The sequence below is a fragment of the Pseudomonas paracarnis genome (assembly GCF_904063055.1).
In the GTDB taxonomy this organism is placed as follows: domain Bacteria; phylum Pseudomonadota; class Gammaproteobacteria; order Pseudomonadales; family Pseudomonadaceae; genus Aquipseudomonas; species Aquipseudomonas paracarnis.
Genome location: NZ_CAJFCN010000008.1, coordinates 1 through 23,382, shown reverse-complemented (window position 1 = coordinate 23,382; position 23,382 = coordinate 1). Strand labels below are relative to the sequence as shown.

The 23,382-nt window shown below is 59.5% G+C and carries 26 protein-coding genes; 9 read left to right on the top strand and 17 right to left on the bottom strand.

Features of this window, described 5'->3' with window-relative positions; translation table 11 throughout:
* Window positions 1-14: 14 nt before the first annotated feature.
* Complete coding sequence (locus JMV15_RS17710; protein WP_014717801.1) at window positions 15-1,091, bottom strand: ABC transporter substrate-binding protein; 1,077 nt, start codon at window positions 1,089-1,091, stop codon at window positions 15-17.
* A 351-nt stretch (window positions 1,092-1,442) separates the two neighbouring features.
* Between JMV15_RS17710 and JMV15_RS17705 the strand changes: the two genes are divergently transcribed.
* Window positions 1,443-2,156 carry a UTRA domain-containing protein gene (locus JMV15_RS17705; RefSeq protein WP_003190151.1) on the top strand — a complete coding sequence of 238 codons (714 nt, stop codon included), beginning with the start codon at window positions 1,443-1,445 and terminating at the stop codon, window positions 2,154-2,156.
* Between the two features lie 146 nt (window positions 2,157-2,302).
* On the opposite strand, the gene JMV15_RS17700 is transcribed toward JMV15_RS17705, so the two are convergent.
* From JMV15_RS17700 to JMV15_RS17665, 8 genes are read right to left on the bottom strand one after another with little or no spacing between them, the layout of a single operon-like run.
* Entirely contained in the window at window positions 2,303-3,256 is a 954-nt protein-coding gene (locus JMV15_RS17700) for a metal ABC transporter solute-binding protein, Zn/Mn family (protein ID WP_038449634.1), read from the bottom strand.
* Window positions 3,256-4,155 (bottom strand): metal ABC transporter permease, encoded by a 900-nt coding sequence (locus tag JMV15_RS17695; protein ID WP_032901932.1) that lies wholly within the window; start codon window positions 4,153-4,155, stop codon window positions 3,256-3,258. The genes JMV15_RS17700 and JMV15_RS17695 overlap by 1 nt, the downstream gene beginning before the upstream one ends.
* Window positions 4,152-4,898, bottom strand: coding sequence for a metal ABC transporter ATP-binding protein (locus JMV15_RS17690; RefSeq protein ID WP_014717805.1), 747 nt, complete (start codon window positions 4,896-4,898; stop codon window positions 4,152-4,154). Before JMV15_RS17690 ends, JMV15_RS17695 begins: the two co-directional genes overlap by 4 nt.
* The gene (locus tag JMV15_RS17685; protein ID WP_014717806.1) at window positions 4,895-5,815 is read right to left on the bottom strand and encodes a metal ABC transporter substrate-binding protein; all 921 of its coding nucleotides are present in this window, start codon (window positions 5,813-5,815) and stop codon (window positions 4,895-4,897) included. Before JMV15_RS17685 ends, JMV15_RS17690 begins: the two co-directional genes overlap by 4 nt.
* Window positions 5,816-5,834: 19 nt before the next feature.
* A complete protein-coding gene (locus JMV15_RS17680) occupies window positions 5,835-6,395 on the bottom strand; it encodes a DUF6162 family protein (protein WP_014717807.1) in 561 nt (186 codons plus the stop codon).
* Complete coding sequence (locus tag JMV15_RS17675) at window positions 6,392-6,715, bottom strand: hypothetical protein (protein ID WP_020301064.1); 324 nt, start codon at window positions 6,713-6,715, stop codon at window positions 6,392-6,394. Before JMV15_RS17675 ends, JMV15_RS17680 begins: the two co-directional genes overlap by 4 nt.
* Window positions 6,712-7,248: a hypothetical protein gene (locus JMV15_RS17670; protein ID WP_019817260.1), complete on the bottom strand. Its 537-nt coding sequence runs from the start codon at window positions 7,246-7,248 to the stop codon at window positions 6,712-6,714. The genes JMV15_RS17675 and JMV15_RS17670 overlap by 4 nt, the downstream gene beginning before the upstream one ends.
* Window positions 7,245-8,447, bottom strand: a complete 1,203-nt coding sequence (locus tag JMV15_RS17665; protein ID WP_014717810.1) for a PepSY-associated TM helix domain-containing protein — start codon at window positions 8,445-8,447, stop codon at window positions 7,245-7,247. The genes JMV15_RS17670 and JMV15_RS17665 overlap by 4 nt, the downstream gene beginning before the upstream one ends.
* A gap of 759 nt (window positions 8,448-9,206) precedes the next feature.
* Here JMV15_RS17665 and JMV15_RS17660 point away from each other — a divergent pair.
* Genes JMV15_RS17660 through JMV15_RS17645 form a run of 4 tightly spaced genes read left to right on the top strand, consistent with a single transcriptional unit; the run spans window position 9,207 to window position 13,678 of the window.
* Window positions 9,207-10,364, top strand: a complete 1,158-nt coding sequence (locus tag JMV15_RS17660; protein ID WP_014717811.1) for a KamA family radical SAM protein — start codon at window positions 9,207-9,209, stop codon at window positions 10,362-10,364.
* Window positions 10,361-11,728: an ATP-grasp domain-containing protein gene (locus JMV15_RS17655; protein ID WP_038449637.1), complete on the top strand. Its 1,368-nt coding sequence runs from the start codon at window positions 10,361-10,363 to the stop codon at window positions 11,726-11,728. The genes JMV15_RS17660 and JMV15_RS17655 overlap by 4 nt, the downstream gene beginning before the upstream one ends.
* A 4-nt stretch (window positions 11,729-11,732) precedes the next feature.
* Window positions 11,733-12,449 carry a 2OG-Fe dioxygenase family protein gene (locus JMV15_RS17650; protein WP_019817257.1) on the top strand — a complete coding sequence of 239 codons (717 nt, stop codon included), beginning with the start codon at window positions 11,733-11,735 and terminating at the stop codon, window positions 12,447-12,449.
* Window positions 12,446-13,678, top strand: coding sequence for an MFS transporter (locus JMV15_RS17645; RefSeq protein ID WP_038449639.1), 1,233 nt, complete (start codon window positions 12,446-12,448; stop codon window positions 13,676-13,678). The genes JMV15_RS17650 and JMV15_RS17645 overlap by 4 nt, the downstream gene beginning before the upstream one ends.
* A 101-nt stretch (window positions 13,679-13,779) precedes the next feature.
* Here JMV15_RS17645 and JMV15_RS17640 read toward each other — a convergent pair whose 3' ends face one another.
* The gene (locus tag JMV15_RS17640) at window positions 13,780-14,238 is read right to left on the bottom strand and encodes a VOC family protein (RefSeq protein WP_032901927.1); all 459 of its coding nucleotides are present in this window, start codon (window positions 14,236-14,238) and stop codon (window positions 13,780-13,782) included.
* Between the two features lie 74 nt (window positions 14,239-14,312).
* Window positions 14,313-14,768 (bottom strand): redox-sensitive transcriptional activator SoxR, encoded by a 456-nt coding sequence (soxR, locus tag JMV15_RS17635; protein WP_014717816.1) that lies wholly within the window; start codon window positions 14,766-14,768, stop codon window positions 14,313-14,315.
* 99 nt (window positions 14,769-14,867) lie between these two features.
* On the opposite strand from soxR, the gene JMV15_RS17630 reads away from it, so the two are divergent.
* Window positions 14,868-15,233: an antibiotic biosynthesis monooxygenase gene (locus JMV15_RS17630; protein WP_019817256.1), complete on the top strand. Its 366-nt coding sequence runs from the start codon at window positions 14,868-14,870 to the stop codon at window positions 15,231-15,233.
* Here the strand turns inward: JMV15_RS17630 and JMV15_RS17625 are convergent.
* Entirely contained in the window at window positions 15,222-16,319 is a 1,098-nt protein-coding gene (locus JMV15_RS17625; RefSeq protein WP_201491841.1) for a sigma-54 interaction domain-containing protein, read from the bottom strand. The genes JMV15_RS17630 and JMV15_RS17625 overlap by 12 nt on opposite strands.
* Window positions 16,320-16,586: 267 nt before the next feature.
* Here JMV15_RS17625 and JMV15_RS17620 point away from each other — a divergent pair, with 267 nt between their 5' ends.
* The 3 genes from JMV15_RS17620 to JMV15_RS17610 all read left to right on the top strand — a co-directional run bounded on the left by JMV15_RS17620 (window position 16,587) and on the right by JMV15_RS17610 (window position 20,103).
* Window positions 16,587-16,853 carry a lipoprotein gene (locus tag JMV15_RS17620; RefSeq protein WP_032904559.1) on the top strand — a complete coding sequence of 89 codons (267 nt, stop codon included), beginning with the start codon at window positions 16,587-16,589 and terminating at the stop codon, window positions 16,851-16,853.
* 232 nt (window positions 16,854-17,085) lie between these two features.
* Window positions 17,086-18,246, top strand: a complete 1,161-nt coding sequence (locus JMV15_RS17615) for a cysteine desulfurase family protein (protein WP_014717820.1) — start codon at window positions 17,086-17,088, stop codon at window positions 18,244-18,246.
* A 48-nt stretch (window positions 18,247-18,294) separates the two neighbouring features.
* Entirely contained in the window at window positions 18,295-20,103 is a 1,809-nt protein-coding gene (locus JMV15_RS17610; RefSeq protein WP_032901925.1) for an aminopeptidase P family protein, read from the top strand.
* 38 nt (window positions 20,104-20,141) lie between these two features.
* On the opposite strand, the gene JMV15_RS17605 is transcribed toward JMV15_RS17610, so the two are convergent.
* From JMV15_RS17605 to JMV15_RS28400, 5 genes are all read right to left on the bottom strand, one after another.
* Window positions 20,142-20,732: a 2-hydroxychromene-2-carboxylate isomerase gene (locus tag JMV15_RS17605; RefSeq protein WP_038449641.1), complete on the bottom strand. Its 591-nt coding sequence runs from the start codon at window positions 20,730-20,732 to the stop codon at window positions 20,142-20,144.
* A gap of 34 nt (window positions 20,733-20,766) precedes the next feature.
* Entirely contained in the window at window positions 20,767-21,498 is a 732-nt protein-coding gene (locus JMV15_RS17600) for an SDR family oxidoreductase (protein WP_038449643.1), read from the bottom strand.
* Window positions 21,499-21,596: 98 nt separating this feature from the next.
* Window positions 21,597-21,878, bottom strand: a complete 282-nt coding sequence (locus JMV15_RS17595; RefSeq protein WP_003190182.1) for a hypothetical protein — start codon at window positions 21,876-21,878, stop codon at window positions 21,597-21,599.
* Window positions 21,879-22,041: 163 nt separating this feature from the next.
* A complete protein-coding gene (gene rhtA, locus JMV15_RS17590) occupies window positions 22,042-22,929 on the bottom strand; it encodes a threonine/homoserine exporter RhtA (RefSeq protein WP_038449645.1) in 888 nt (295 codons plus the stop codon).
* A 182-nt stretch (window positions 22,930-23,111) separates the two neighbouring features.
* On the bottom strand, window positions 23,112-23,382 hold a 271-nt coding region (locus JMV15_RS28400), incomplete at its 5' end, for a hypothetical protein (protein WP_235991959.1).

The window sequence follows — 23,382 nt, the reverse complement described above, 5'->3', positions numbered from 1 at the left end:
ATCAGAGAGACCGATTACTTCATTTCTACGATGACTTGCTCGTTCCACATCTGTGGCAGCTTCTTGGACGTCGCTTCCCAGGCATCGGCATCCTTGATCGGCTGCGGGTTGGCCTTGGTGTACTGCTCGCCCGGGATCAGGTTTTTGGCAACGTCTGCCGGCAGTTTCAAGTCGGTTTCAGCCCGGATCGGACGCGCATTGCCGCGCGCCAGGTTGAGCTGGCCGGCATCGCTGAAGATGTATTCGCGGGTGAGCTTGGCGGCGTTCGGGTGCTTGGCGTATTTGTTGATGAGGGTGGTGTAGCCGGATTTCACCGAGCCATCCGAGGGGATCAGCACCACGTAGTCATCGGGGTTGGCCATCTTGGCCTTATAGCTCAGGCCGTTGAAGTCCCAGACGAGGCCCACTTCGACTTCGCCTTTTTCCATGGTAGCGATGGTCGGGTTGGACAGCGAGAGGCGACCTTGCTGGGCGATCTTGGTGAAAAATTGCAGGCCCGGCGCGATGTTTTTCTCGTCGCCTTTGTTGGCGATGGCCGCGGCGAGTACTGCGTTCGAAGCCTGGGCGGCGGTGCTCACGTCACCCACCGATACCTTGTATTTACCGGTTTGCAGGTCAGCCCAGGTGGTGGGCACTTCGGAGCCGTGCAGCAGCTTCTTGTTGACGATAAAGGCAATGGTACCGGTGTAAGCCAGGGCCCAGTGACCGTCCTTGTCTTTCGCCCAATCCGGCACCTGTGCCCAGGTGGATGGTTTGTACGGCTGGGTCACTTCTTGCTTTACCGCGATCGGGCCGAAGGCCGCGCCCACGTCACCGATATCGGCGCTGGCGTTGTCCTTTTCGGCTTTGAACTTGGCGATTTCCTGGGCCGAGCTCATGTCGGTGTCGATGTGCTTGAGGCCGTAGGTTTTGGCCAGGTCTTCCCAGGTGCCTTTCCAGTTGGCCCAGTCATCGGGCATGCCGACGCTGTTGACGGCGCCTTCCGCTTTGGCGGCGGCTTCCAAGGTTTTTAGATCGGTATCAGCAGCCATGGCGGCGGTGCACATGGCAATGGTCGAGCCTAACAGTGATGCCAGGAAAAGCTGTTTCATCCGAAGCTCCTTTGGGCGTTTTCAACGCGGCGTTTTATCTGAACGTTAGCGGTGGTTTGGTCTAGGTCAGCAATACCTGAGCCAATCTAGGCCCCCTGGATGACAGTTTCATGTCGATGTCGTTTTTGAAGCGCTGATGTCGTTCAGCTCTGACTTAGCGTAGACCATGCCCAAGTGCCCGCAGGCCTTGGACTTGGCCGATGTATTGCAGGGTGTGGAAGACGCAGTCGACAGCCTTTGTCATCTGTCGGTCATCTGGAGTGCCTAGGCTGGCACCCAGCAGCAAAAGCCCAGATAGAGCGCGTTTTGTGCACCTGAACGGTGCTGGTCTAGTCCAGATAGGTAACGTTGATGCGTGATGAGGCAATCAAGGCGGTAACTTCCATCGGCCTGGCGCTGCAGGAGCAGATCGACCACGGCCTGTTGCCGCCTGCCAGCAAACTGCCCGCCGAACGCAAGCTCAGCGAGTTGTTTGGTACCACTCGGATTACCGTGCGGGAAGCCTTGTTACAGCTTGAGGCCCAAGGGCAGATTTACCGCGAAGAGCGTCGGGGCTGGTTCGTTTCGCCGCCACGGCTGGCCTATAACCTGATGCAGCGCAGCCACTTTCACGCCATGGTCAGCGACCAGGGGCGCGAGGCTTCCACGCAGGTCATCTCAGCACGCTTGCAACCGGCGTCGGCGGCGGTGTGCGCGTGGTTGCAGTTGCCGGCGTTGTCGAGCGTGATCCAGATTTGCCGGGGGCGCAGGATTGACGGGCGCCTGGTGTTGTATGTGGAGCACTATCTGAACCCGCAGTATTTTCCGGGGATCCTGGCGTGTGATTTGAATCAGTCGATGACTGAGCTGTATGCCAGCAAATATGACTTGCACTACGGGCGGGTGCGTTTCGAGATTGTGCCCACCTCGCTACCGGTGGAAGCGGCCGCTGCGCTACGCGTCTCGGTAGGCAGCCCGGGCTTGCGCATCGCCCGGGTCAATTACGACCAGCATCAACGCCTGATCGACTGCGACCTGGAGTTCTGGCGGCATGATGCGATTCATGTGGGTGTGGATGTGGTGTAGCGGCTGGTGCACCGCGAACCCATGTGGGAGCTGGCTTGCCTGCGATGCGGACGCCTCGGTTTATCAGGCGCACCGAGTCGATGCCATCGCAGGCAAGCCAGCTCCCACATTGAACCGAGTTTATCTCTGACGGATCGGTGGCTTGCCTAGGGTGTAAGTGCTTTGATCACTTGGTCTACATTGGTTTCCAACTCCGTCACCGGGTCGGCGCCGTCCACATTCAACACCAACAGTCTGGAGCCGCCGGCAGTGACGGCGGTTTTGACTGCATCGCTGGGTTGACGGTGATGCAGCACCACCGCCACATCGTTATCCTTCAACGCGCTGCTGAGTTTTTGCAGCGCCTCGGGCGTCCACTCGGCGTCGGGCCGTGCATCGGTGCTGAGCACTTCCAGGTTCAGGCTGCTGACCAGGTACGCGAAGTGATCGCTCAAGCTGAGCACACTCAGGTTGTCGGCCTTGGCCAATCGCGCCTCGCTGTCGGCGGTGAGCTTGAGTAAACGCTGTTTGAACGCGGCCAGGTTAGCGTCGATCCTGGGTTTGGCAGCCGGCGCCAGGCGGCTCAGGTCGGCGGCCATCACGTCGGCCATGCGGCCCATATTGTTGCTCGATTGCCAGGGTTGGCTGTTCAAGCCATCGGTGACCCCCGGTTGTACTGCGATACCCGGCAAGCCGCCGTCCACCGGGCGTGCGGCATCGACTTCGACGATGCGGATATTGCTGCGTCGCGCCACGGGGTACAGCGGGTCATCGGCCCACAGCGAGCGCAGGCCGATGGCCGCGTCGGCGTCCAGCGCCAACTTGTTCAATGCCGCAGCACCGCGGCCGGTGAAGTAGGACACCTGCCGCGAACCCGGTAGGTTGGCCGGCGCGGCGCGTTCAAGCGCTACGTTGGTGCCTGTGAGCAGCGCCTCGGCCAAACCGTAGGTAATCGGCAGCGACGCCAGCACCTTGACCGGCGGCTTGGTCTTGGTCAGGGCTGCGTGACCGAGGCCCTGGTTGACTTTGAAGTCCTTGGCGTCGAAACCGTCGACGGCCAGTGCCGACGTACTCATCAAGCAAGCGATGGCCAGGGCCAGTGGGCGAAAGACAGGGCGCATTATCCAAGATTCCCTTTGAGGCTGGGCACAACGCCACGGGCGATGGCGGCGAAGGCGAAGGCGATACCGGCAACCAGAATGATGGCGGCACCGGATGGGATGGGCAGGTCGAAGATAATCGGCAGCAGGATGCCGCACAGGGTGCTGACGGTAGCGATCAGCACCGAGATCCAGAAAAACCCTTTGAGTGACTGGCTCAACAGGCGCGCCGCAGCGGCAGGAATCACCAGCAAGGCACCGACCAGGATTGCGCCGATGACCTTGACCGCGGCCACGGTGATCAGGGTCACCAGGATCACGAACAGGTAGTCCAGGCTTTTCACCGCCACCCCGCGCACTGCTGCCAATTGCGGGTTGAAACTGGCCAGCATGATGCGGTTGTACAGCGGCAATGCCAGGGCCATCACCAGCGAGCCGACAATGGCCAGTACCAGCAGGTCGTTGCCGTTGACCGTCAGCACCGAGCCAAACAGCACGTTCTCGAGAATGTGCACGTTGATCTTGCCGGCCAGGATCAGCAGCAGGCTTGCCCCCAGTGCCAGGGACACGGACAGGAACACGCCGATCAAGGTATCGGGCGCCAGGCCGGTGCGGTTACGCAGGTAATTGAGCAGGATGCCGAACAGCAGGCAGTAGCCAAACAGGCTGCCATAAGGCCCGGTATAGGGTTCGCCCAGCAGGATGCCCACGGCCACGCCGGTCAGCGCGGCATGGCCGACCGCTTCGGAGAAAAACGCAAAGCGCTTGACCACCACCAGCGTGCCCAGGCCGCCCAGCACCGGGCCGATCAACAAGCCGGCGAGCAGGGCGTTGACCACAAACCCGTAGGCCAGGGCTTCGGGCAGGTAACCGGCAGAGGCCCAGCCTTGGACCATCAAGCGAAAGGCTTCATAACTCATGGGGCCGGGCTCCGAGGGTGGGTGGAGAACAGAGTGAGCAGGCGGTCCGGGGTCAGCGCCTCTTTCGGTGTGGCGTCGAACAGCACGCGGCGGTTAAGACCGGTGACGCGGTCGGCCAGGCGGCCCACGGCCTCCAGGTCGTGCTCGATCCACAGCACGGTAATCCCGGCCAGGCGCCAGTCGTTCAACAGCCGTTCGAACACCTGGATACCCGCCTCGTCGAGGGCCGACATCGGCTCATCCAGCACCAGCAACTGCGGCGCCGGAATCAGCCCCTGGGCCAGCAGTACGCGCTGGCGCTCACCGCCGGACAACGCGCCCATGCGGCGCTTGCGCTTGTCTTGCATGCCAACGCGCTCGAGGGCATCGCCAATCGCTGCTGCGTAATGCCTGGAAAGGCCCAGAAACGCCGGGCGACGCTGGCACATGGCAGCCATGAAATCGTCCACGGTCATCGGCAAGCCGCGGTCAAATTCCAGCGCCTGGGGCACGTAACCGATGGTGCCGGGTGTGGTTGGCCATTCCAGGCTCAAACGCCCCTGGTGCGGCGTCTGCCCCAGCAGGGTCTTGATCAGCGAGCTTTTACCGCCGCCGTTGGGACCTACCAGTGCGTGGATGCTGCCCGGTTGTACCTGGAAACTCACGCCATCGAGGATTACGGTGCGCCCCAGGGTCAGCGAGACCTGGTCGAAGTTCAGGGTGGGGCCGACGTTGACGGCGTTCAGGTGCTGCGCGGCGGTCATGCTCCCGACTCCTGAATCGCCCGTACCACCGTGTTGAGGTTGCCGGTCATCTCCACTTCGTACTTCTCCGCGCTGTATTCGCCGTAGGAAATATGCGACAGCGGGTACAGCTTGACCCCGGATTCACGCTGGATGGTATCGACGTAGGTGGACGGGAAATCCATCTCCGAGAAGATCACTTTCACATCCAGAGCACGCAGTTCATCGATGGTCTTTTTCAGCTGGCTGGGGCTTGGCTCGATACCGTGGGCCGGCTCGACCACGGCGGTGACTTCCAGGCCAAACTCGCGCAACAGGTAGTCGTAGGCCGCGTGTACGGTGGCGACACGCAGGTCGGGGTTGGGCGCGCTGGTCAGCTTGGCCAGGGCGTCGGCGCGCATCTGACGCAGGCGCTTGCTGTAGGCGCGGGCGTTCTGGGTGTAGGTTTTGGCGTTGTCCGGGTCGAGCTTGCCCAACTCACGGGCAATGTTATTGACCTGGGCAATCGACGCGCTGATCGACAGGAAGGTGTGCGGGTTGACCACCTTGCCCGCACCGCGTGCTGCGTTACCGGTCGCGGCGAGCAGCGGCACGTTGGCGTTGGCTTCGATCACCTTGATATCCGGGCGCTCGCTGGTGGCGATCATGCGGTCGGCGAAGTCGTCGTGGCCGACGCCGTTGAGTACGATCACATCCAGGGTGCCGATGCGCTTGATGTCTTCGGCGCGCGGCTCGTAGGCGTGCGGGTTGAAACCGGCGGGAATCAGCGGCACCACCTCGGCCTTGTCGCCCACGATATTGGCCACGTAGCTGTAATAGGGGTGCAAGGTAATGCCGATACGCAGGCGCTTGGCCGCCTCGGCATTGGCAAGGGGGGTGAGCATCAGGCTGAACAGGCCAACCAGTAAAAGGCGCAACAGGGGCGATGACATGGACATGGGCAATCGGTCTTCTCGTTCAGTGACGGTGCTGGCGGGTGACGCCAGCATCGAATTGCGCGACCACCTGCTGCCAGCCGGCCGCGATCAGCGCCTGGTCAGTGAGGTCGGAAGGGGCGGCAAGGTTGGCGCTGCGGTTGAGCCAGATATCCGGCTCACTGCCTTGCACGCGCATCAGCAGCGAACCGCTGGTGGCCGGCGCCTGGCTCAAGCCCAGGTAGGCGGCGGGTGCCAGCAGCTGCCAGCGATGGCCGCCACGGCTGACCGAACTGGCATCCTGGGCAAAGGGCGCGAAGCCTTCTTCGGCCAGTTGCTCAGGCGTCGGCAGGGCGCTGTGTTCCTGCTGCAACAGGTGGATTTCATCCAGGGTCACCCGCAGGTCGGCGTAGATGCCTTGCTCGGCGGCGCTCAGGTCGCGGCGGGCGTCCAGCTGGTGGCTGGGCACTGCCGCGACTTCCTGGGTTTCCCCGTGCAGCGCCACGACCGTGCCCGCCACCGCGAGGATGATCAGGCACAACAGCAACACATAAAGGGTTTCGTGGCCCGCGCCGGCGGGGCGTACAACCTGTGTGGTACTCATTGCGACGGGATATCCGCTTGGTCGATTTCCACCACGTGGCCGGGGCCGGCATCAAACAGCACGTAGAATTCGGCGGCGGGCTTCTTGAAGGTCAGGGTCGAATCCTCGCCAAGCTTGCCCGGCACCAGGATGGTTTCGTCGTAGCCGATCACATCCAGGGTTACGCCGGGGGCGCCACTGCCGTCGGAAAAACCGCCTTTGCACTGTATCTGCTCGCCGGGGATTTCTTTGCATTCGCACATCGGGTTGTGGGCGAAGGCGGTGGTGCTCAGGCCGGCGCACAGCAACAGCGCGGCGCGGGTGAAGCGCTTGAACGTCATGGTTTGACTCCTTGCTTGTTCAGCCAGGCAATGGTGGCAGGCGAGGCCTGGCTCAGCGGGATGGAACCCTGGTGCATGCTGCCGTCCCACCCTTCCATGGTCACCCATATTTCGGCGTCCGCTGGGGTGCGTTCTGGGATCGGCAGGGCGGCGCCCATGCGGTACGGCGTGCCGAAGAAGATCACTCCGGCGGCGCGCAGGCTGCGGGGTTTGCCGATACGCAGGTAAGTGGCCTTGACCTGCTCGGCACAGGTATCGCACAGGGCAGCGTTGAAGAACTTCATCGGGCCAGCCGGGTTCGGGCTCGGGCCTTCGTTGCGAAACTCAGCCAGCGTCAGGCTCCAGGGACCGACTTGCACCTGCCCGGCCACGCGCTCGCCGATGCCGGTATCCCCGCGAAACAACGCGGCGTCGGCAAAGTATTTGGGCATGAACCCCAGCGGCACCAGCAACAGCAGGATGTTGATATGGAAACGCCATTTCAGCCAAAAGGCGCGCAGCGGGGACGGCGGTACGGTTGCAACCTTGCTCATCGCTGGGCCTCCGAGGTGTCGGCGTGCATGGTCGGGATGGGCGCGTGCTGACGTTGTGTCTTGGCCTCGCGCTTGAGGGCGTTGAGGGTGGCCAGAGCGGTGCGCTTGGTCCAGATCAGCAAGCCGCTCAATACCATCATGCTCAGCACCAGGCCGAAGAATGCCCAGATCAGCTTGATCCACAAACCGCCAAAGTCCCCGGTGTGCAGTGGACGCATCGACTCGGTGACGAATTCCAGCGGAGTACGGTCGGACAACAGGTTCGAGACCGCGATTTCACCGTCATAGGGGTTCAGCTGTGCGGTCTGGAACATCAACGGGTACCAGCCACGCCCGCCGATCTGCAGGTGGCTGTAGGCGTTGCTTGGCATGAACACAAAGCTGGCGTCCAGGCCGGGGATCCGCTCGGCGGCGATGTCGATCGCCTTGTCGATAGGGATCATCGGTGCCGGCACGCCTGGCGCCGACAGCGGCACCTTATCCCGTGCGATCACTGGCACGATGGGTTCACTGGAAATGGATATCTGGTTGTCGCCCAGGACAGCCTCGATCAGGAACCAGGTGCCGGTGATAGAAATGACCGCGATAAACCAGATCGACCAGATGCCGCTCAGGCGATGAAAGTCGCCCCAGAAGATCCGCGCACCGTGGCGGATGCGCAGGGTAGGGCGCAGGAAGCCTTTCCAGAAGCGCTTGTACACCACCAGCCCGGTGACCAGTGAAGCCAGCAGCGGCAAGCCCAACGCAGACACCAGGTACCAGCCCCAGCTGTACCCATTGGTGAACGGCACCAGCCACCAACCATGCAGGGCGCGGGTGAATTGCTGGAAGTTGAACGAGGGGCTGATGCCCTGGATCGCGCCGGTGTAGGGGTTGGCATACACCTCCACGGAGCGCCCGTCCGGGTAGCTGAGGCCGACGCTTAGCGCGAAGTGCGATTCATCCGGGCGGATGATGGACTGGACGATGGCCTTGGGCTCATCGTGCTTGATGGCCGCGATCACCTGGTCAAAGCTCAGCGGCTGAGCGTCATCCGACGGCTTGCTGGCGCGGATATCCGGGTTGGCCAGCCACACGATTTCCTGGCTCACCACGGCCAGGGTGCCGGTGACGCAGACGATCAGTACAAAGAACCAGATGGGCAACGCCAGCCAGCTATGGACGAGAAACCAGAGTTTGGAGCGTGACTTCTTCGACATATGAATGAGGGTCTTGATCGGAGGGGGCAATAGAGGCCCGGAAAAGGCCAGTCGTAGCTTTTGCTGACGCGACAGGCTGTATCTAAGTTAAGACGGATGAGCATGAGAAATCCCTAAGGTGGATATGAAAGAAAATGTTTCAGGTTCACATTCAGGCCGCATTTATGCGCTGATCGAACACGCAGTACGCCAGCCCGCAGGCGTTCAGCGGCTTGCGTTAGGCCGGGGCAGACCTCCAAGGACGTGATCATGCCGCTGTGTGATGTCGTCAGCAGCCACGCATCTGAGCGCCACTTCCTCGCGGCCAACCCCTGGCTCAGCTGAAGTGCGGCTACGTAGTTATATAAGTAGAAATAACGTTCTCTATACTCACTGAGCGTGTTGCTTTCAGTATTATTTGTTTTTCAAATAGCTGGGCTTGAACGAAAGCGCCCCTTGTCATTACGGGGTGTTGGCGCGGGTGCAGGTTAATTCCAGAGGAATGACAAGGTTATTGTATTGACACATTGGCGGGCATCGGCTTTAGTGAGTGCGGACTTGGAAGTCGCAATAGTATAAAAGGAAGTTAATCGCATGACCGTGCTAGTCGTTTATTCGCGCCATCACGTGGTGAACCGTTATATCTCTCTGGTGCCGGTGATCAAGTTAGTTACTTGATTGTGGTCTGTCGCCTGCCCGTCGATTGTCATTGCTGCGAATCATACTTTTCCTGTGCTGGAAAAGTACGCGTCCCTATGCCTTAACAGAGAGTTCAAACTCATGTCGATTTTTGATCAAGCCATGCATCGTTCAGTTCAATGGCAAGACTGGCGTTGGCAGCAGAAGAATGCCATCCGCGATGAACCTGCACTGCGCAATGCCTGCGGTGGATGGGACGAGGCCACAACGGCGCATATCGAGCACAACTTGCAAGATCGCAAGATGCAGATCACGCCTTATTACATTGATTTAATCAAGCGTTCACTCACCAGCGCAGAGGTGATGGACCACCCCCTGTGGCGCCAGGTAGTACCGTATTGGAGCGAACAGGTGCAGGGCGACTACGACGGCAGTTCCGAAAACTGGGAACTCAATCATGAGATGAAGACGCCCATCTGCCAGCACAAGTACGACAACCGCGTGATCCTGCGCACCACCAACACGTGCAATGCCTATTGCCAGTTCTGTTTCGAGGCGCTGCGCACGCTGCAGGTGGGCACCGACAAAGCTAACGCCAACACTGACTCGTTCAAGGATTCGGTGGAGTACATCCGCGGTAATCCAGCGATTGAAGAGGTGATTCTCAGCGGCGGTGACCCACTGATGCTGGCCGACCGCAAGCTTGAGGAGATGCTGGCCGCATTGCGCGGCATTCGTGATGATCTGCTGATACGCATTCATTCGCGGGCCTTGAGTTTCAACCCGTTTCGCGTGACCGATGAGTTGGTGGCGATGCTGGAGAAGTACAAGGTCAATGCATTTGGTGTGCATGTCTGCCACCCGCTTGAGCTCAGTGCTGATTTTGCCGTCGCGGTTAAACGGATTCAGGGTGTGGTCCCGATTGTATTCTCTAACATGCCGCTGTTGCGTGGCGTGAATGATGATGAAGCGACGTTGCATAAATTATTCATTGATCTTTATCGTTTGGGCGTAAAGCCATATTACTTATATCACTTCATGCCGTTTTCACCCGGTGCTTCAGAATATAAGGCGTCGATCAGCCAAGCCATCGCCATCATGGATCGGCTCAAACGCCGTGTATCGAATATTGCCCTGCCCGAGTATGTACTGCCGCATGCACAAGGCAAGTTCACCGTGCCATTGTTGGACTTTGAAAAGCCTGAAGACTTACCGCATTTTGAAGTCCGCGATGGGCAGCGGACTTACCGTTTTCGCAACTGGGAGGGCCAATGGTGCAGTTGGCAGGATGCGGTATGAAACAGGATGCGATTCTGTTTATTGATGTAGATGACAGTGCTTGCGCTCGCTACCGCTACCGGGAACCGCATTTCACGGTGGCCCGCGCCCACGGTTTGGCGTGTTTGACGGCCGCCGTGGCGGGGCGCAAGCACCTGCAACGTCTCAGGGACGACAGTGACGAAGTGTTCCTGCTCGAAACGCTCAGTGAGCAGTCTGTCCTGGAGTTGGTCGGACAGTTGGACGGGCGTTATCAGGTGCGTGGGATTTTCTGCCAGGCCGGGCACCCGTCCGCACAAGGGGAGGTGGGCTGTATCGTTGCGCAGGCGTGTCAGCGGTTGGGCTTGGTCTACAGCCACCCGGAGGCGATTGCCGCGTGCAATAACAAGTTCTTGATGCGCCGCGTGTTGAAACAGCATGAATTGCGTTCGGTACCGTTCGTGCTGTGCAACAACGAACAGGAACTCCAGCAAGGCGCCGAGCGCGTGGGTTATCCACTGATCGCCAAACCGCCCTTTGGCGGGGCTTCGGCGTTTATCAAAAAATGCTCGAGTTGGGAGGAGCTACGCAGCCACTATTGGCATTTCGTAAGTGATCATGGCGCCGCCGCTTATGCGGACTTCTACGGCTGTGCGCACGCCCTGCCGCTTGAGGATGGGCTGCGGCGTGAATACTTGCCAGGCCACAGCATTCTGCTGGAAGGTTATATTCCTGGCATCGAAGGCAGTGTGGAATGTGTGATTGTCGGCGAGCGTGTCCATCCGCTGCTGATCAATGAAAAACTGCTGCTGACCGAGCGCAGCGGCACGGTCCTGGAGAACCTGCTGATTTCCCCGCCGACGTCGTTCAGCCAGGCCCAGTGCGAGCAGATCCGCCAGTACGCGGTGGACTGCCTGCACGCGGTGGGCCTGACCAACGCTGTGGTGCATTTCGAGTTTCGCATGACGGACGCAGGGCCGGTGGCCATCGAGATCAACCCGCGCCTGGGCGGACTGTATGTGAACTCGGCGTTCCGCGACCTGGCCGGTATCGATCCTTATCAGCTGTACATGGGTTTGTTGTTGGGCGAGAAGGGCATCAATGCACAGTTGGAGGCTGGCGCACATAAGGTTGCCGATGCGGGGCAACACTACGCGATGCTGGCGATTTATCCGCAGCACAGTGGCCTTTTCAGGGGCATTGACGGCCTGCAGTTCCTCGACCAACACCGCTCGGTGCTGGAATACGCCCCGCAGGACCCCGGCCACTACATTGACGCGGATATCGAGGAGCATTATTTGCTCAAATGCTGGGCCCAGGTTGGCAATGCCGCCAACGCCCATGCCTTGCACGATGCGTTGCAGCAACATCTGCGCATCCTCATCGATCCACCGGTTGCAGGATAGCGATATGGACATCCCTCAGATCTCGGCGCTTTTGCGCGAACATCACTTCTGTCATCGCCCGGACTTTCGCGAACTGGTCAACGTTGAACCCGGTGAGGAACAAAGCTTTCGCGCGTATTGGGATAACCTGGTGCGCGACGAGGCGTTCAGGACTTACACCCACCGCGAACGGCGCATCTTGCGCTATCGTCTGTTACCGTCACGGCAATTGCAGATCGACAGGAATACGGCGTTCAAATCGCCGGTCACCTACGCGGTGAACTATCGCCAGGGCGTGAATCACCTGAGCTATAGCGAGGAGGGCTTTATCGAGCATCCCCTCATGCACAAGCTGCTGGCGACGGACCTCGCGGTGATTGCCCCGCACCTGGGCGAACAGACCTATACGATCGATATCCATCAGTTCCGGGTGCGGGCGGACGTGTCATCGAGCAGCCCGACCACATCGGGGATTCACCAGGACGGCCTGGATTGGGTGTTCATGCACTTTATTGGCGAATGCAACACGGTGCCGGTGGTGTCGGAGGTGTTTGCCGACGAAACGGAGCACAGTCGGCTACTGAAACTGCCGATGGAGAAATTTCTGGAGACTATCGTGATCAACGACCGTGGGTTCTACCATCGGGCCGGGGAGGTGCGACCGCGGGTAGAGACGGAACCGGCCTGGCGCGATGTGCTCTTGGTAAGCCTGCGCAGTGTCGAGGGGGCACAGCCTGCATGAGTCACGATCAACAACTGAATCTGTCGACCCGCAACGCTCGCCTGATCATCTTTGCCCGCGGTGTGTCGGATTTTGGCGCATTCCTTAACATGGTGGCGTTGTCCACTTATGTGTACTGGCTCAGCCAGAGCGTGGTGTTTGTCAGCATCTTCCTGGCGTGCCGGGTCACCGGCGGGATTGTCTCGAGCCTGTTTGGCATTCCGTTTTTCCGGCGGTTTGCCGGGCGTGGGACGTTGGCGGGGTTGGACCTGGCCCGGGCGCTGTTGCTGATGCCGCTGCTGGTGTTGTTACCGGCCCATCAACTTACCCTTCTTCCCTTTATCGCCTTCGGTATCGGCCTGTGCAATTCGCTGTTTGCCATTGGCCTCAACAGTCAGTTGCCCACTTGGGTCGCGCTTGAGCAGCGGGTGAATACCAACGCATGGATCACCTCGGCGGCCGCCACCGGCGCGGTCTTCGGCAGTTTGCTCTCCGGCTTGCTGATCGCCACGGGCGGATTTGAAGCGGTGTTTGCGGTCAACATCGGCACCTATGTGATTGCCGCTTGCCTGGTCTTGCCCTTGCGCGCGTTGTTTAGCGTTGCTGTTGCCGCGCATCGCGGACTCGCCGCCGAATGGCATGAGCTGACCAAGGGGTTGCGCGGTGCGCCGGTGCTGGCTGCGATGTTGCTGATCAGCATGTTAGACACCCTCGGCAGCGCGGCCCATAACGTCGGTTGGCCAGTGCTGTCGCAGTACATTTCACCGGACACGGCCAAAACGGTCATGGGCTATCTGCTGGCCGTGTGGGCCTGTGGCAAGTTTGTTGGCGCGCGCATCGCCAGTGCAGTGTTGAAAGGTCGTGGCACCCAAGGCATGGAGCGCTTGTTCATGCTCGGTGTGGCGTTGATGTCCAGCGGCTTTATCCTGACATTCCAGCAGACCGAACTGTGGCTGGCGCTGTTGCTGGTGGTGTGGGCGGGGCTGGGCGATGGATTGTCCGAGGTGGCGTTGATCTCCCGTGCGCAAAGCGAGCCCGATAGCTTGCGCTTGCCGCTGTTCAGCCTCTTGACCCTGATCCAGATGGCCGGTTTTGGCGTGGGCATGCTGGTGGTCGGGCCGTTCTATGTGACGTGGACGCCGGCCCAGGTGATCGTGTTGTTCCATGGGCTGCCATTGACCGCCTTGTTGGTCATGACGATATGGCTGGGGCGCAGTGCCTACCGGGGTGTCAGATCGACAAACCCTTGAAGTGTTCCAAACGCCACGCAGGCCTTTACTTTGCCGGAGCAGGCCGAACCTGGGGCAAGGCGTGGCGTGTTGCAGGCGCGAGCAAGCTCACGCCCACAGGGTTAATGTTGCTTGAACATCTCCATGGCACGCTGGCGGATTTGCTCCTCGGTCAGGTCCTCCTTATGGGTGGCCAGGAACCACAGGTGCCCGAACGGATCCTTCACACTCGCCGAGCGATCCCCATAGAACTGATCCTGCGGCTCGGACACTGCGCTGGCGCCGGCATCAACCGCTTGTTTGAATTGTGCGTCCACATCATTCACATACAGGTGCAAACCGACACTGGGATGCGCGTCCGGATTGCGCAGGGCCGTTTCATCGCAGGGCGTGCCCAGCATGATCACCGCTTCGCCAATACGCAGCTCCGCATGGCCGACCCTGCCGTCGGGCATGTCCAGGCGCATGAACACTGAGGCGCCAAAGGCCTTCTTGTAGAACTCGATCGCCTTTGCGGCCTCGTTGATGCCCAGATAGGGGGTAATGCCATGATAACCCTCGGGAATAGGTTTAACGCTCATAACGTTCTCCTTTGATTGTGGTTATGGGGTTACAGCCTTTTCACTATAGGTCACGTTGCATTGCGCAACTGGCTTTACCGATCAGCATCAGGCGTGGGCTCCAGCAACTGCGCACCAGGGCCACGCTCACCCAGCTGGTCATCGTGATTGCGCAGCGGGCACGCCTCCATCGACAGGCACCCGCACCCGATGCAACCATTGAGCTTGTCGCGCAGCAGCATCAGTTTGTTGATGCGCTCATCCAGATCTTCACGCCACAACGCCGACAGCCGTTCCCAGTCGTGAGCGTTCGGTGTGCGCCCATCGGGCAGGGCCCGCAAGGCCTCGCCAATGGTCGCCAGCGGAATGCCCAGACGTTGGGCGATTTTGATCAGCACCACCCGGCGCAGTACATCCCGTGGATATCGTCGTTGATTGCCGGCATTGCGATTGCTCTTGATCAGCCCTTTGGATTCGTAGAAGTGCAGCGCGGTGACCGCCACGCCGCTGCGAGCGGCCAACTGACCGACGCTGAGTTCGTTGCTGAGCATGTAAGGCTCCCAAACAGTGCTTGACCTCGACTTAACTAGAGGTTTTACCCTGCGTGGCATCGAATCGCAAGATTCTTCCTACAGAGAGAGGGGGTTTTCATGCAGGTATCAGAGAAGAGTCGCAGCTTCACTCAGCTGATCGAATTTCACATCGAACCCCGTCAGCAATCCGCCCTGGTGGCCGCCTTGACCACCCAGAGCGAGCGTCTGGCCGTGCGCCATGGCGGCTTCTTGAGTGCCAGCGTACAGGTCAGCGATGACGGACGCAGGGTGCTCAATTACTTGCAATGGCAATCGCGGGAAGAGGGTGAGGCGGCCTTCAAATGTTTTGAGCAGGGCGGCGAAGATTTCTGGACGCTGATCCGCGCCCACCGGGCCACGGCCGTGACCTTTGGCGCATTCCAGGTACTGCGCAGTTTTGAGCGCAGTCAGGACGATGCCTTGCACTGCCGACTAAATGGATAGGTGCAGCATCCGTTCGCCTTGCGCATTTTTCCCGGGCCTGCGCTTGTTGACCGCCAGTTCGCCGATCTTGATCAGGCGAGCGCGAGCGACGTTGCGGCTCAGTCCCAGCAAGGTGGCGGTGTGTACTTGGTTGTAGTGGCTGAAGTGATAAGCAGCGCGCAATAAGGCGTCCTCGACCTTTTCATGCAGGGCGCCGGACTGTTCCTCGAAGAGCCTTTGAAACGCCCGCGCCAGCAGGGCTTCTGCACAGGTATCGGTGTCGCTGTCGTTCTGGCGTTCGATGCGCAGGTTCGACAGGCGCAGGTCGTCGGGTTCGATCACAGCGTTGCGGCAGACCAGCAGGGTGTGATGAATCACGTTTTCCAGCTCACGGATATTACCCGGCCAGCTGTAGCGCTTGAGCTTGTGCTCGGCCTCGTGGCTCACGCTGATCGGACCGTAGCCCAGGCGCTGGCTGTAGGCTTGGATGAAGTGCCGGGTCAGCGGCAGGATATCGCCGGTACGTTCGCGCAGCGGGCTCAGTTCCAGGCTGACTACATTGAGGCGGTAGTAGAGGTCTTCACGGAAATGCCCGGCGTTGATGGCCTGTTCCAGTTGTACATTGGTGGCGGCCAGGACTCGCACATCGATTGCAATGCTTTTGCGCGAACCCAGGCGCACCACCTCACGCTCCTGTAGCACCCGCAGCAGTTTGACCTGGATGGCCATCGGCAAATCGCCGATCTCATCCAGAAACAAGGTGCCGCCGTCAGCCTCTTCGAACCAGCCGGCCTTGGCGCTGAGGGCACCGGTAAAGGCGCCTTTCTCATGGCCGAACAACTCGGCTTCCACTAGTGCTTGCGAAAAAGCCCCGCAGTTCACTGCCACGAAGGGCCGATTTCGCCGCGTACTGAGGTGGTGGATATGCCGCGCAACAAGCTCTTTGCCGGTGCCGGTTTCGCCGATGATCAGCACGCTGGCCTCGCTGGGGGCCACTTGCTGGATATGGTCGAGCAGGGCCTGGGACTTTGGGTCTTCGAAGACCTGGGCTGTGGCGCGGATCGAGGTCGCGAGGGCAGGCGAGGGCGGCAGGGTGAACAGCTGCATGGTGACCTCTCATGGGAATTCAAGCTTTGTTGAAGGGCTGTTGCCGGGTGGACAGTGGGCTGCGCGCAAGGTCTTTATAGAGGTATCGTCTTAATTCGTAAATGAAGGTGTTTCTATATTTATAGAACTTAAATGAATATAAAGGCGTTCCCCCTGTGGACGCCGATACGCGTGATAGCGACTATCACGGACGATGATTTTTCAGCGAGAAGGGGCGGGAGTAGCCTGTGTTCATTGACTCGAAACCATCTTCGCAGGGCCATCGCCATGAACCGTTTCCTCGCTGTCTCCCTTTTACTTGTCACCTCTGTCCTTGCGGGGTGTGCGACCCAGCCATCCCCGGAAATGCGCCCTTATACGGCCGAGGAAACCAAGCAGTTGGCTTTGGAGGCCCTGGGCCGTCGCGGCTTGTCGTTTGACGACTATCAACGCCAACGCGCCGCGTTGCTTGGCCAGCCAAAGCCCTTCGGCTTTGATCACCAGGGTGAAATGAACGCCGAGCGCAGCGTGGTTTTGCATGGTCGGCCCAGTTGAGCGCGCTTCATGCAGCAAAAAGCCCGAGGTTTCCCACAAGGAACCTCGGGCTTTTTGTTTGCCATGGGGCTACTTCAGCCTGTTAAGCTCAATTCCAGGAGCGTTCCTACGCACATTTAAATAAAGTTACCTTCTTTAATGGCATTCGATCGGTTAAACCTGACGACCTCTGTTCTGGTCGATGCCCCCCGAGACGCTGTTCTTGGGAATACGCTCTGCGAGTTTTAACCTCATGAATAAACGTCCGCTGTATTTCGACTACGCCGCCACCACGCCGGTGGATGAGCGAGTTATCCAGGTGATGGTCGAGTGTCTGGGTTTCAACGCCCACTTCGGCAACCCTGCGTCCAGTTCCCATGCATTCGGCCAAGCGGCCCGGCAGAAGGTTGAACAGGCGCGTCGCCAGGTAGCCGAGTTGGTGGTGGCCGAGCCCGAGCAGATAGTCTGGACCTCCGGTGCCACGGAATCCAACAACCTTGCGCTCAAGGGCGTGGCCCAGGCCCGTGGTGTGGCGGGTGGGCATATCATCACCAGCCAGATCGAACACAAGGCCACGCTGGACACCGCGCGGCAATTGCAGGAAGCCGGAGTGGCAGTGACTTACCTGGTACCGGATGCAGACGGCTTGATCAGCGTCGAAGCGGTCAGCGAAGCCTTGCGCGAGGATACCTTTCTTGTCTCGCTGATGCTGGTCAACAACGAACTGGGCACCCTCAACGATATCCCGGCCATTGGTGCGCGGGTACGTGAGCACGGCGCGTTGTTCCATGTGGACGCGGCGCAAGGGGCAGGCAAAGTGGCTATCGACCTGGCCCGGTGGCCGGTGGACTTGATGTCGTTCTCTGCTCACAAGCTGTATGGGCCCAAGGGTATCGGCGCGTTATATGTCGGGCCTCGGGCGCAGCAGAAGGTATTGGCGCAGATTCACGGGGGGGGCCACGAAGGCGGTTTGCGCTCCGGCACCCTGGCGACTCATCAGATTGCCGGCATGGGCGCGGCGTTTGCTCTGGCGGCGGCGTCTTTCGAGGATGAGAAGGCCACGATTGTCGCGCTGCGCCAGCGCTTGCTGGATCAATTGGCGTCGGTTGCCGGCTTGCGTCTTAATGGCAGCTCAACCCAGCGTATTCCACACACATTGAGCCTTACCTTCAGCGAAGGCGAATTCAATTCAGCCGCATTGAGTGCAGGCATTGCCTTTTCCGCGACTTCGGCGTGCAATTCGGCCAGCAATGCGCCGTCCCATGTGCTTCTGGCCTTGGGGCATGACGCTCGCAGTGCCGCTCGCACTATTCGCTTGAGCCTGGGCAGGTTTACCACCGAACAGGATATCGACCAGGCCGCGCAGTTGATCAAGGCCGCATTGGCGAGTGCGCCAGCGTTCTGGGCAGTCTGATTTATCATCGCAGTACATAACAATTATTAGTGGTTAGCAGGAGACACAATGAGTACGCAGCCTTTGACCCATGGAACGGTTCCCCAGCGCCTGGCGCACACCCGTGAACTGATGCGCCGCGAAGGCATTCATGCCTTGCTGGTGCCATCGGCGGACCCGCATTTGTCCGAATATTTGCCGGGTTACTGGCAAGGGCGCCAGTGGTTGTCCGGTTTTCATGGCTCGGTGGGCACTCTGATCGTCACGGCGGAGTTCGCCGGGGTCTGGGCGGATAGCCGTTATTGGGAACAGGCGACCAAGGAGCTCAAGGGCAGCGGTATCGAGCTGGTGAAGCTGCAACCGGGTCAGCCCGGGCCGCTGGAGTGGCTGGCCGAGCAAACCCCTGAGGGTGGCGTGGTGGCGGTGGACGGTGCGGTCATGGCCGTGGCCTCGGCACGTACCCTGGGTGGCAAATTGGCCGAGCGTGGCGCGCGTCTGCGTACCGATATCGATGTGCTCGATGAAGTCTGGCAAGACCGCCCAGCGTTGCCGAACCAGCCGATCTATCAGCATCTGCCGCCCCAAGCCACCGTCAGTCGTGGCGAGAAACTGGCCGCCTTGCGTGCCAGTTTGAAAGACAAGGGCGCCGATTGGCATTTCATCGCGACGCTGGATGACATCGCCTGGCTATTCAACCTGCGCGGCGCTGATGTGTCGTTCAATCCGGTGTTTGTGTCCTTTGCCTTGATCAATCAGCAACAGGCCACTTTGTTTGTGGCGTTGGGCAAGGTCGATGCGCAACTGCGGGCGGTGCTTGAGCAGGATGGCGTGACCCTGCGTGATTACAGCGAGGTGGCGCAAGCGCTGCGAGCGGTACCGGCGGGCGCAAGTTTGCAAGTAGACCCTGCCCGCGTCACCGCCGGCTTGCTGGAAAACCTCGACGCGGGCGTCAAGCTGGTTGAAGGCCTCAACCCCACCACACTGGCTAAATCCCGCAAGAGCCTGGCGGATGCGGAACATATCCGCCAAGCCATGGAGCAGGATGGTGCGGCGCTGTGCGAATTCTTTGCCTGGCTCGACAGCGCCCTGGGTCGCGAGCGCATTACCGAACTGACGATTGACGAACACCTGACCGCTGCACGTACCCGCCGCCCAGGCTATGTATCGCTGAGTTTCAACACCATTGCCGCCTTCAACGCCAACGGCGCGATGCCGCATTACCACGCCACCGAAGAAGAGCATGCGCTGATCGAAGGTGATGGCTTGCTGTTGATCGACTCGGGCGGCCAATACCTGGGCGGGACCACGGACATCACGCGGATGGTGCCTATCGGTACACCGAGTGAGGAGCAGAAACGCGATTGCACGCGGGTGCTCAAGGGTGTGATTGCTCTGTCCCGTGCGCAGTTCCCCAAGGGCATTCTTTCACCGTTGCTGGATGCCATTGCCCGTGCGCCGATATGGGCAGAAGGCGTGGACTACGGTCACGGCACAGGCCACGGCGTGGGTTATTTCCTCAACGTACATGAAGGTCCGCAGGTCATTGCCTATCAGGCTGCTGCGGCGCCACAAACGGCGATGCAGCCAGGGATGATTACTTCAATTGAACCGGGTACTTATCGCCCTGGCCGTTGGGGCGTGCGCATTGAGAACCTGGTGTTGAACCGTGAAGCGGGCAAGACCGAGTTTGGCGAATTCCTCAAGTTCGAAACCCTGACCCTGTGCCCAATTGATACCCGCTGCCTGGAGCCGTCGTTGCTCACGGCGGATGAGCGTGAATGGTTCAACGCGTATCACGCCCAGGTGCGTGAGCGTTTGAGCCCGCTGCTCAATGGTGCAGCGCTTGAATGGTTGCAGGTGCGCACTGCGGCGATTTGATCGGTTGCAGCCAAGGCATTGCCGGCTGCAATCAACACCTAGCTGAGGGCTTCACGCACAAAGTCCAGGCGGTCCTGGCCGAAGAACAGCTGGTTTCCTACAAAGAAACTGGGAGCGCCGAACACGCCGCGCTTAATGGCTTGTTCGGTTTTTTCCTTGAGAGCGTCCTTGACGGCTGCATCATTGGACAGGGCCAGTACCTGCTCGGGATCGAACCCCTGTTCGGTGAGCACATTGGCCACGACCTCTGGGTCGCCCAGGTGACGGCCTTCCACCCAGAGTGCGCGGAACAGGCAGTCGATGAAGTCGAGGAAGCGCTCAGGCTGGTGGATTTGAATGCCGGTGACGGCGCGCATCAGCACCAAGGTATTGATGGGAAAGTGCGGGTTGAACCTGAGCGGCACGTTGTAGCGTTTGGCGTAACGCGCCAGGTCATCGAGCATATAGCGCCCCTTGGCGGGCACCATGATCGGCGAGGCATTGCCCGTGGCCTTGAATACACCGCCCAACAGCATCGGTTGATACACCACCTGTGCGCCGGTTTTAGCGCACAGCGCCGGCAACTGGGTATAGGCCAGGTAAGTGGCGGGGCTGCCGAGATCAAAGAAGAACTCCAGGGTTTTACTCATGGTCTGTACTCACTGATTATTGTTATAGAGGGAGTCACCAGGTTTCATTCCAGGGGCGCAGGTCCAGTTCGAACGTCCAGGCGTCCCGTGGCTGGCGATGCAGGAACCAGTAGTTGTCGGCAATATGGTCAGGGTTGAGGAGGGCGTCCTGATCCTTGAGTGCGTATTTTTGCGGGAAGTTCTCGCGAATGAAGTCGGTATCGATGGCACCGTCCACCACCACATGGGCGACATGGATGTTCATCGGGCCTAACTCCCGCGCCATGCTTTGTGCCAGGGCGCGTATCCCATGCTTGGCGCCGGCGAAGGCGGCAAACCCCGCGCTTCCGCGCAAGCCGGCGGTGGCTCCGGTGAACAGGATAGTGCCGCGGTTACGCGTGACCATCCGCTTGGCGACTTCCCGTGCGTTCAGGAAGCCGGAGAAGCACGCCATCTCCCAGATCTTGAAGTACTTGCGTGCGGTTTCTTCCAGAATGCTGCAAGGCACATTGGCGCCGATGTTGAAGACGAACGCTTCAATAGGTCCCAGCTCGGTTTCGATTTGCTCGACCAGAGCGATCACGTCCTCTTCTTTACGTGCATCACAGGCAAAACCATGGGCTTCACCGCCCGCCAACTGAATGCTGTCTATCAGGGGCTGCAGTTTGTCGGCGCTGCGACGGGTGACGCAGGCGATGTAGCCTTCGCGGGCAAAGCGTTTGGCTATGGCGCCACCGGTCGCGTCACCGGCACCCACTACTAGTACGATTTTCTTGTTGTGCGGCATGGGAACTCCATTGGTTCGATGGTCGAGCAGGAGTTTAGCCTTCGGGCCGCAACTGGCCTGAATTTAAGATGAGCAGTCAGGAAAGACTGCTCGGGCAGCTATTTGCAGATGACGATCATACTGCGGCTGGTATAGCCGGCAGGGTTGAGGCCGAAAGGATAGTCCCCAGGCTCTTCGGAGTTATCGCCGGATTTGGCTATCACCCGGTAGCCCTTGGCACCGCATGAGTTGGCTGCACTGGTGTAGCACTGGTCCCAGGAGGAGGACAGGCCTGAACAGTTGATATGCAGCCCTTTTTTACCCCGTTTCACTTCTGTTTTTGTGGTTGCAGCACAGCCAGCGATGCCCACAACCAGCAACAGTATCAAAATTCGTTTCATTCCCATCCTTAATAGCCGCCCTGCAAAAGAACAGAGCCGCTTTACTCGCTCTCGAGCGAAGCGTTCATGCTGTCCGTGTCGAAATTCTCCATGAATGACATTCGGTTACGGCCTAAACATGGCCTAAATGAGCGGCAAATACCAGAGCTGGCTTTAAAGATGATCAGTCGGCAGGCACCAGTGGTTTGGATTCGTTGCGCATCGTCAACGTCGCGCCTACGCTAGCCAGGATAATGCAGGTGATGGCCAGCCATTGGGCCAGGGATAAATGCTCATGCAGAAAGAACAGGCCGGAGAGGGCGCCGAACGCCGGTTCGATACTCATCAACGTGCCGAATGTGCGAGCGGGAAGGCGAGTCAGTGCGACCATCTCCAAGGTGTAGGGCAAGGCGGTGGACAGAATTGCGACGCCAATGGCGATAGGGATCAGGGCGGGCGTCAGCAGCGCGGCGCCCGCATGCACGATGCCGATCGGTGCGACGAACAGGGCCGCAATCATCACGCCGAGTGCAGCGGTCTGAACACCATTGTCGTTCCCAGCCTTTTGGCCGAATAAAATATAGAGGGCCCAGCATCCGCCTGCGCCCAGTGCGTAAGCTGCGCCGACCCAGTCGATACCGCTACTGGCCTCGCCCATCGGAATTAACAGCAGCAGGCCGATGATCGCCAGGGCAATCCACAGGAAGTCGACAGCTCTGCGCGAGGCATAGATAGCGACGGCAAGCGGGCCTGTGAATTCGAGTGCTACTGCAATCCCCAGCGGTACGGTACGAAGGGACATATAGAAGAGGAAGTTCATGCCGCCCAGCGCCATCCCGTAAATGATCACCGTGCGCAAGGACTTGGCCGTCAGCGTGGCGCGCCATGGGCGTAATAGCACCAGCATGATCACACTGGCGAAAATCAAACGTAGAGCAGTGGTGCCTTGTGCGCCAACAATAGGAAACATGCTTTTGGCCAATGACGCACCGGATTGGATGGACGCCATGGCGATCAATAGCAGGCCGATCGGAAACAATGCGGATGCCAGGCTACGAGGAGGGGTGGTCATTGCGGTAGTTCTTCCGAAGTCATGATCGATAAATACGTGGCGCTATGATGCTTAACTGTCAATGAATGAGCAATATATTGCTCAAATGCTGACTCATAGCTATCTATATAGTGGAAGCATCGGTTTTTCGAGGTTTTTGATAGAAAAACCGAATAATTGGGTTGACGGCAGATTCTGGAAGCCTATAATTCGCCCCACTTCCGGCGCAGTCGAAACGGAAAACTCCTTGGTAAACAACGAGTTACGCAGTTCTCGACAGCAAGTTGCTTCAGTTCATCGAAGCCAAAAGGAAGTTGAAAAAGAGGTGTTGACAGCAGCGTGTAACGCTGTAGAATTCGCCTCCCGCTTACGAGAGATCGCAAGCGCAAGTGGTTGAAGTTGTTGAAGAAATCTTCGAAAACTTCTGAAAATAACCACTTGACAGCAAATGAGGCTGCTGTAGAATGCGCGCCT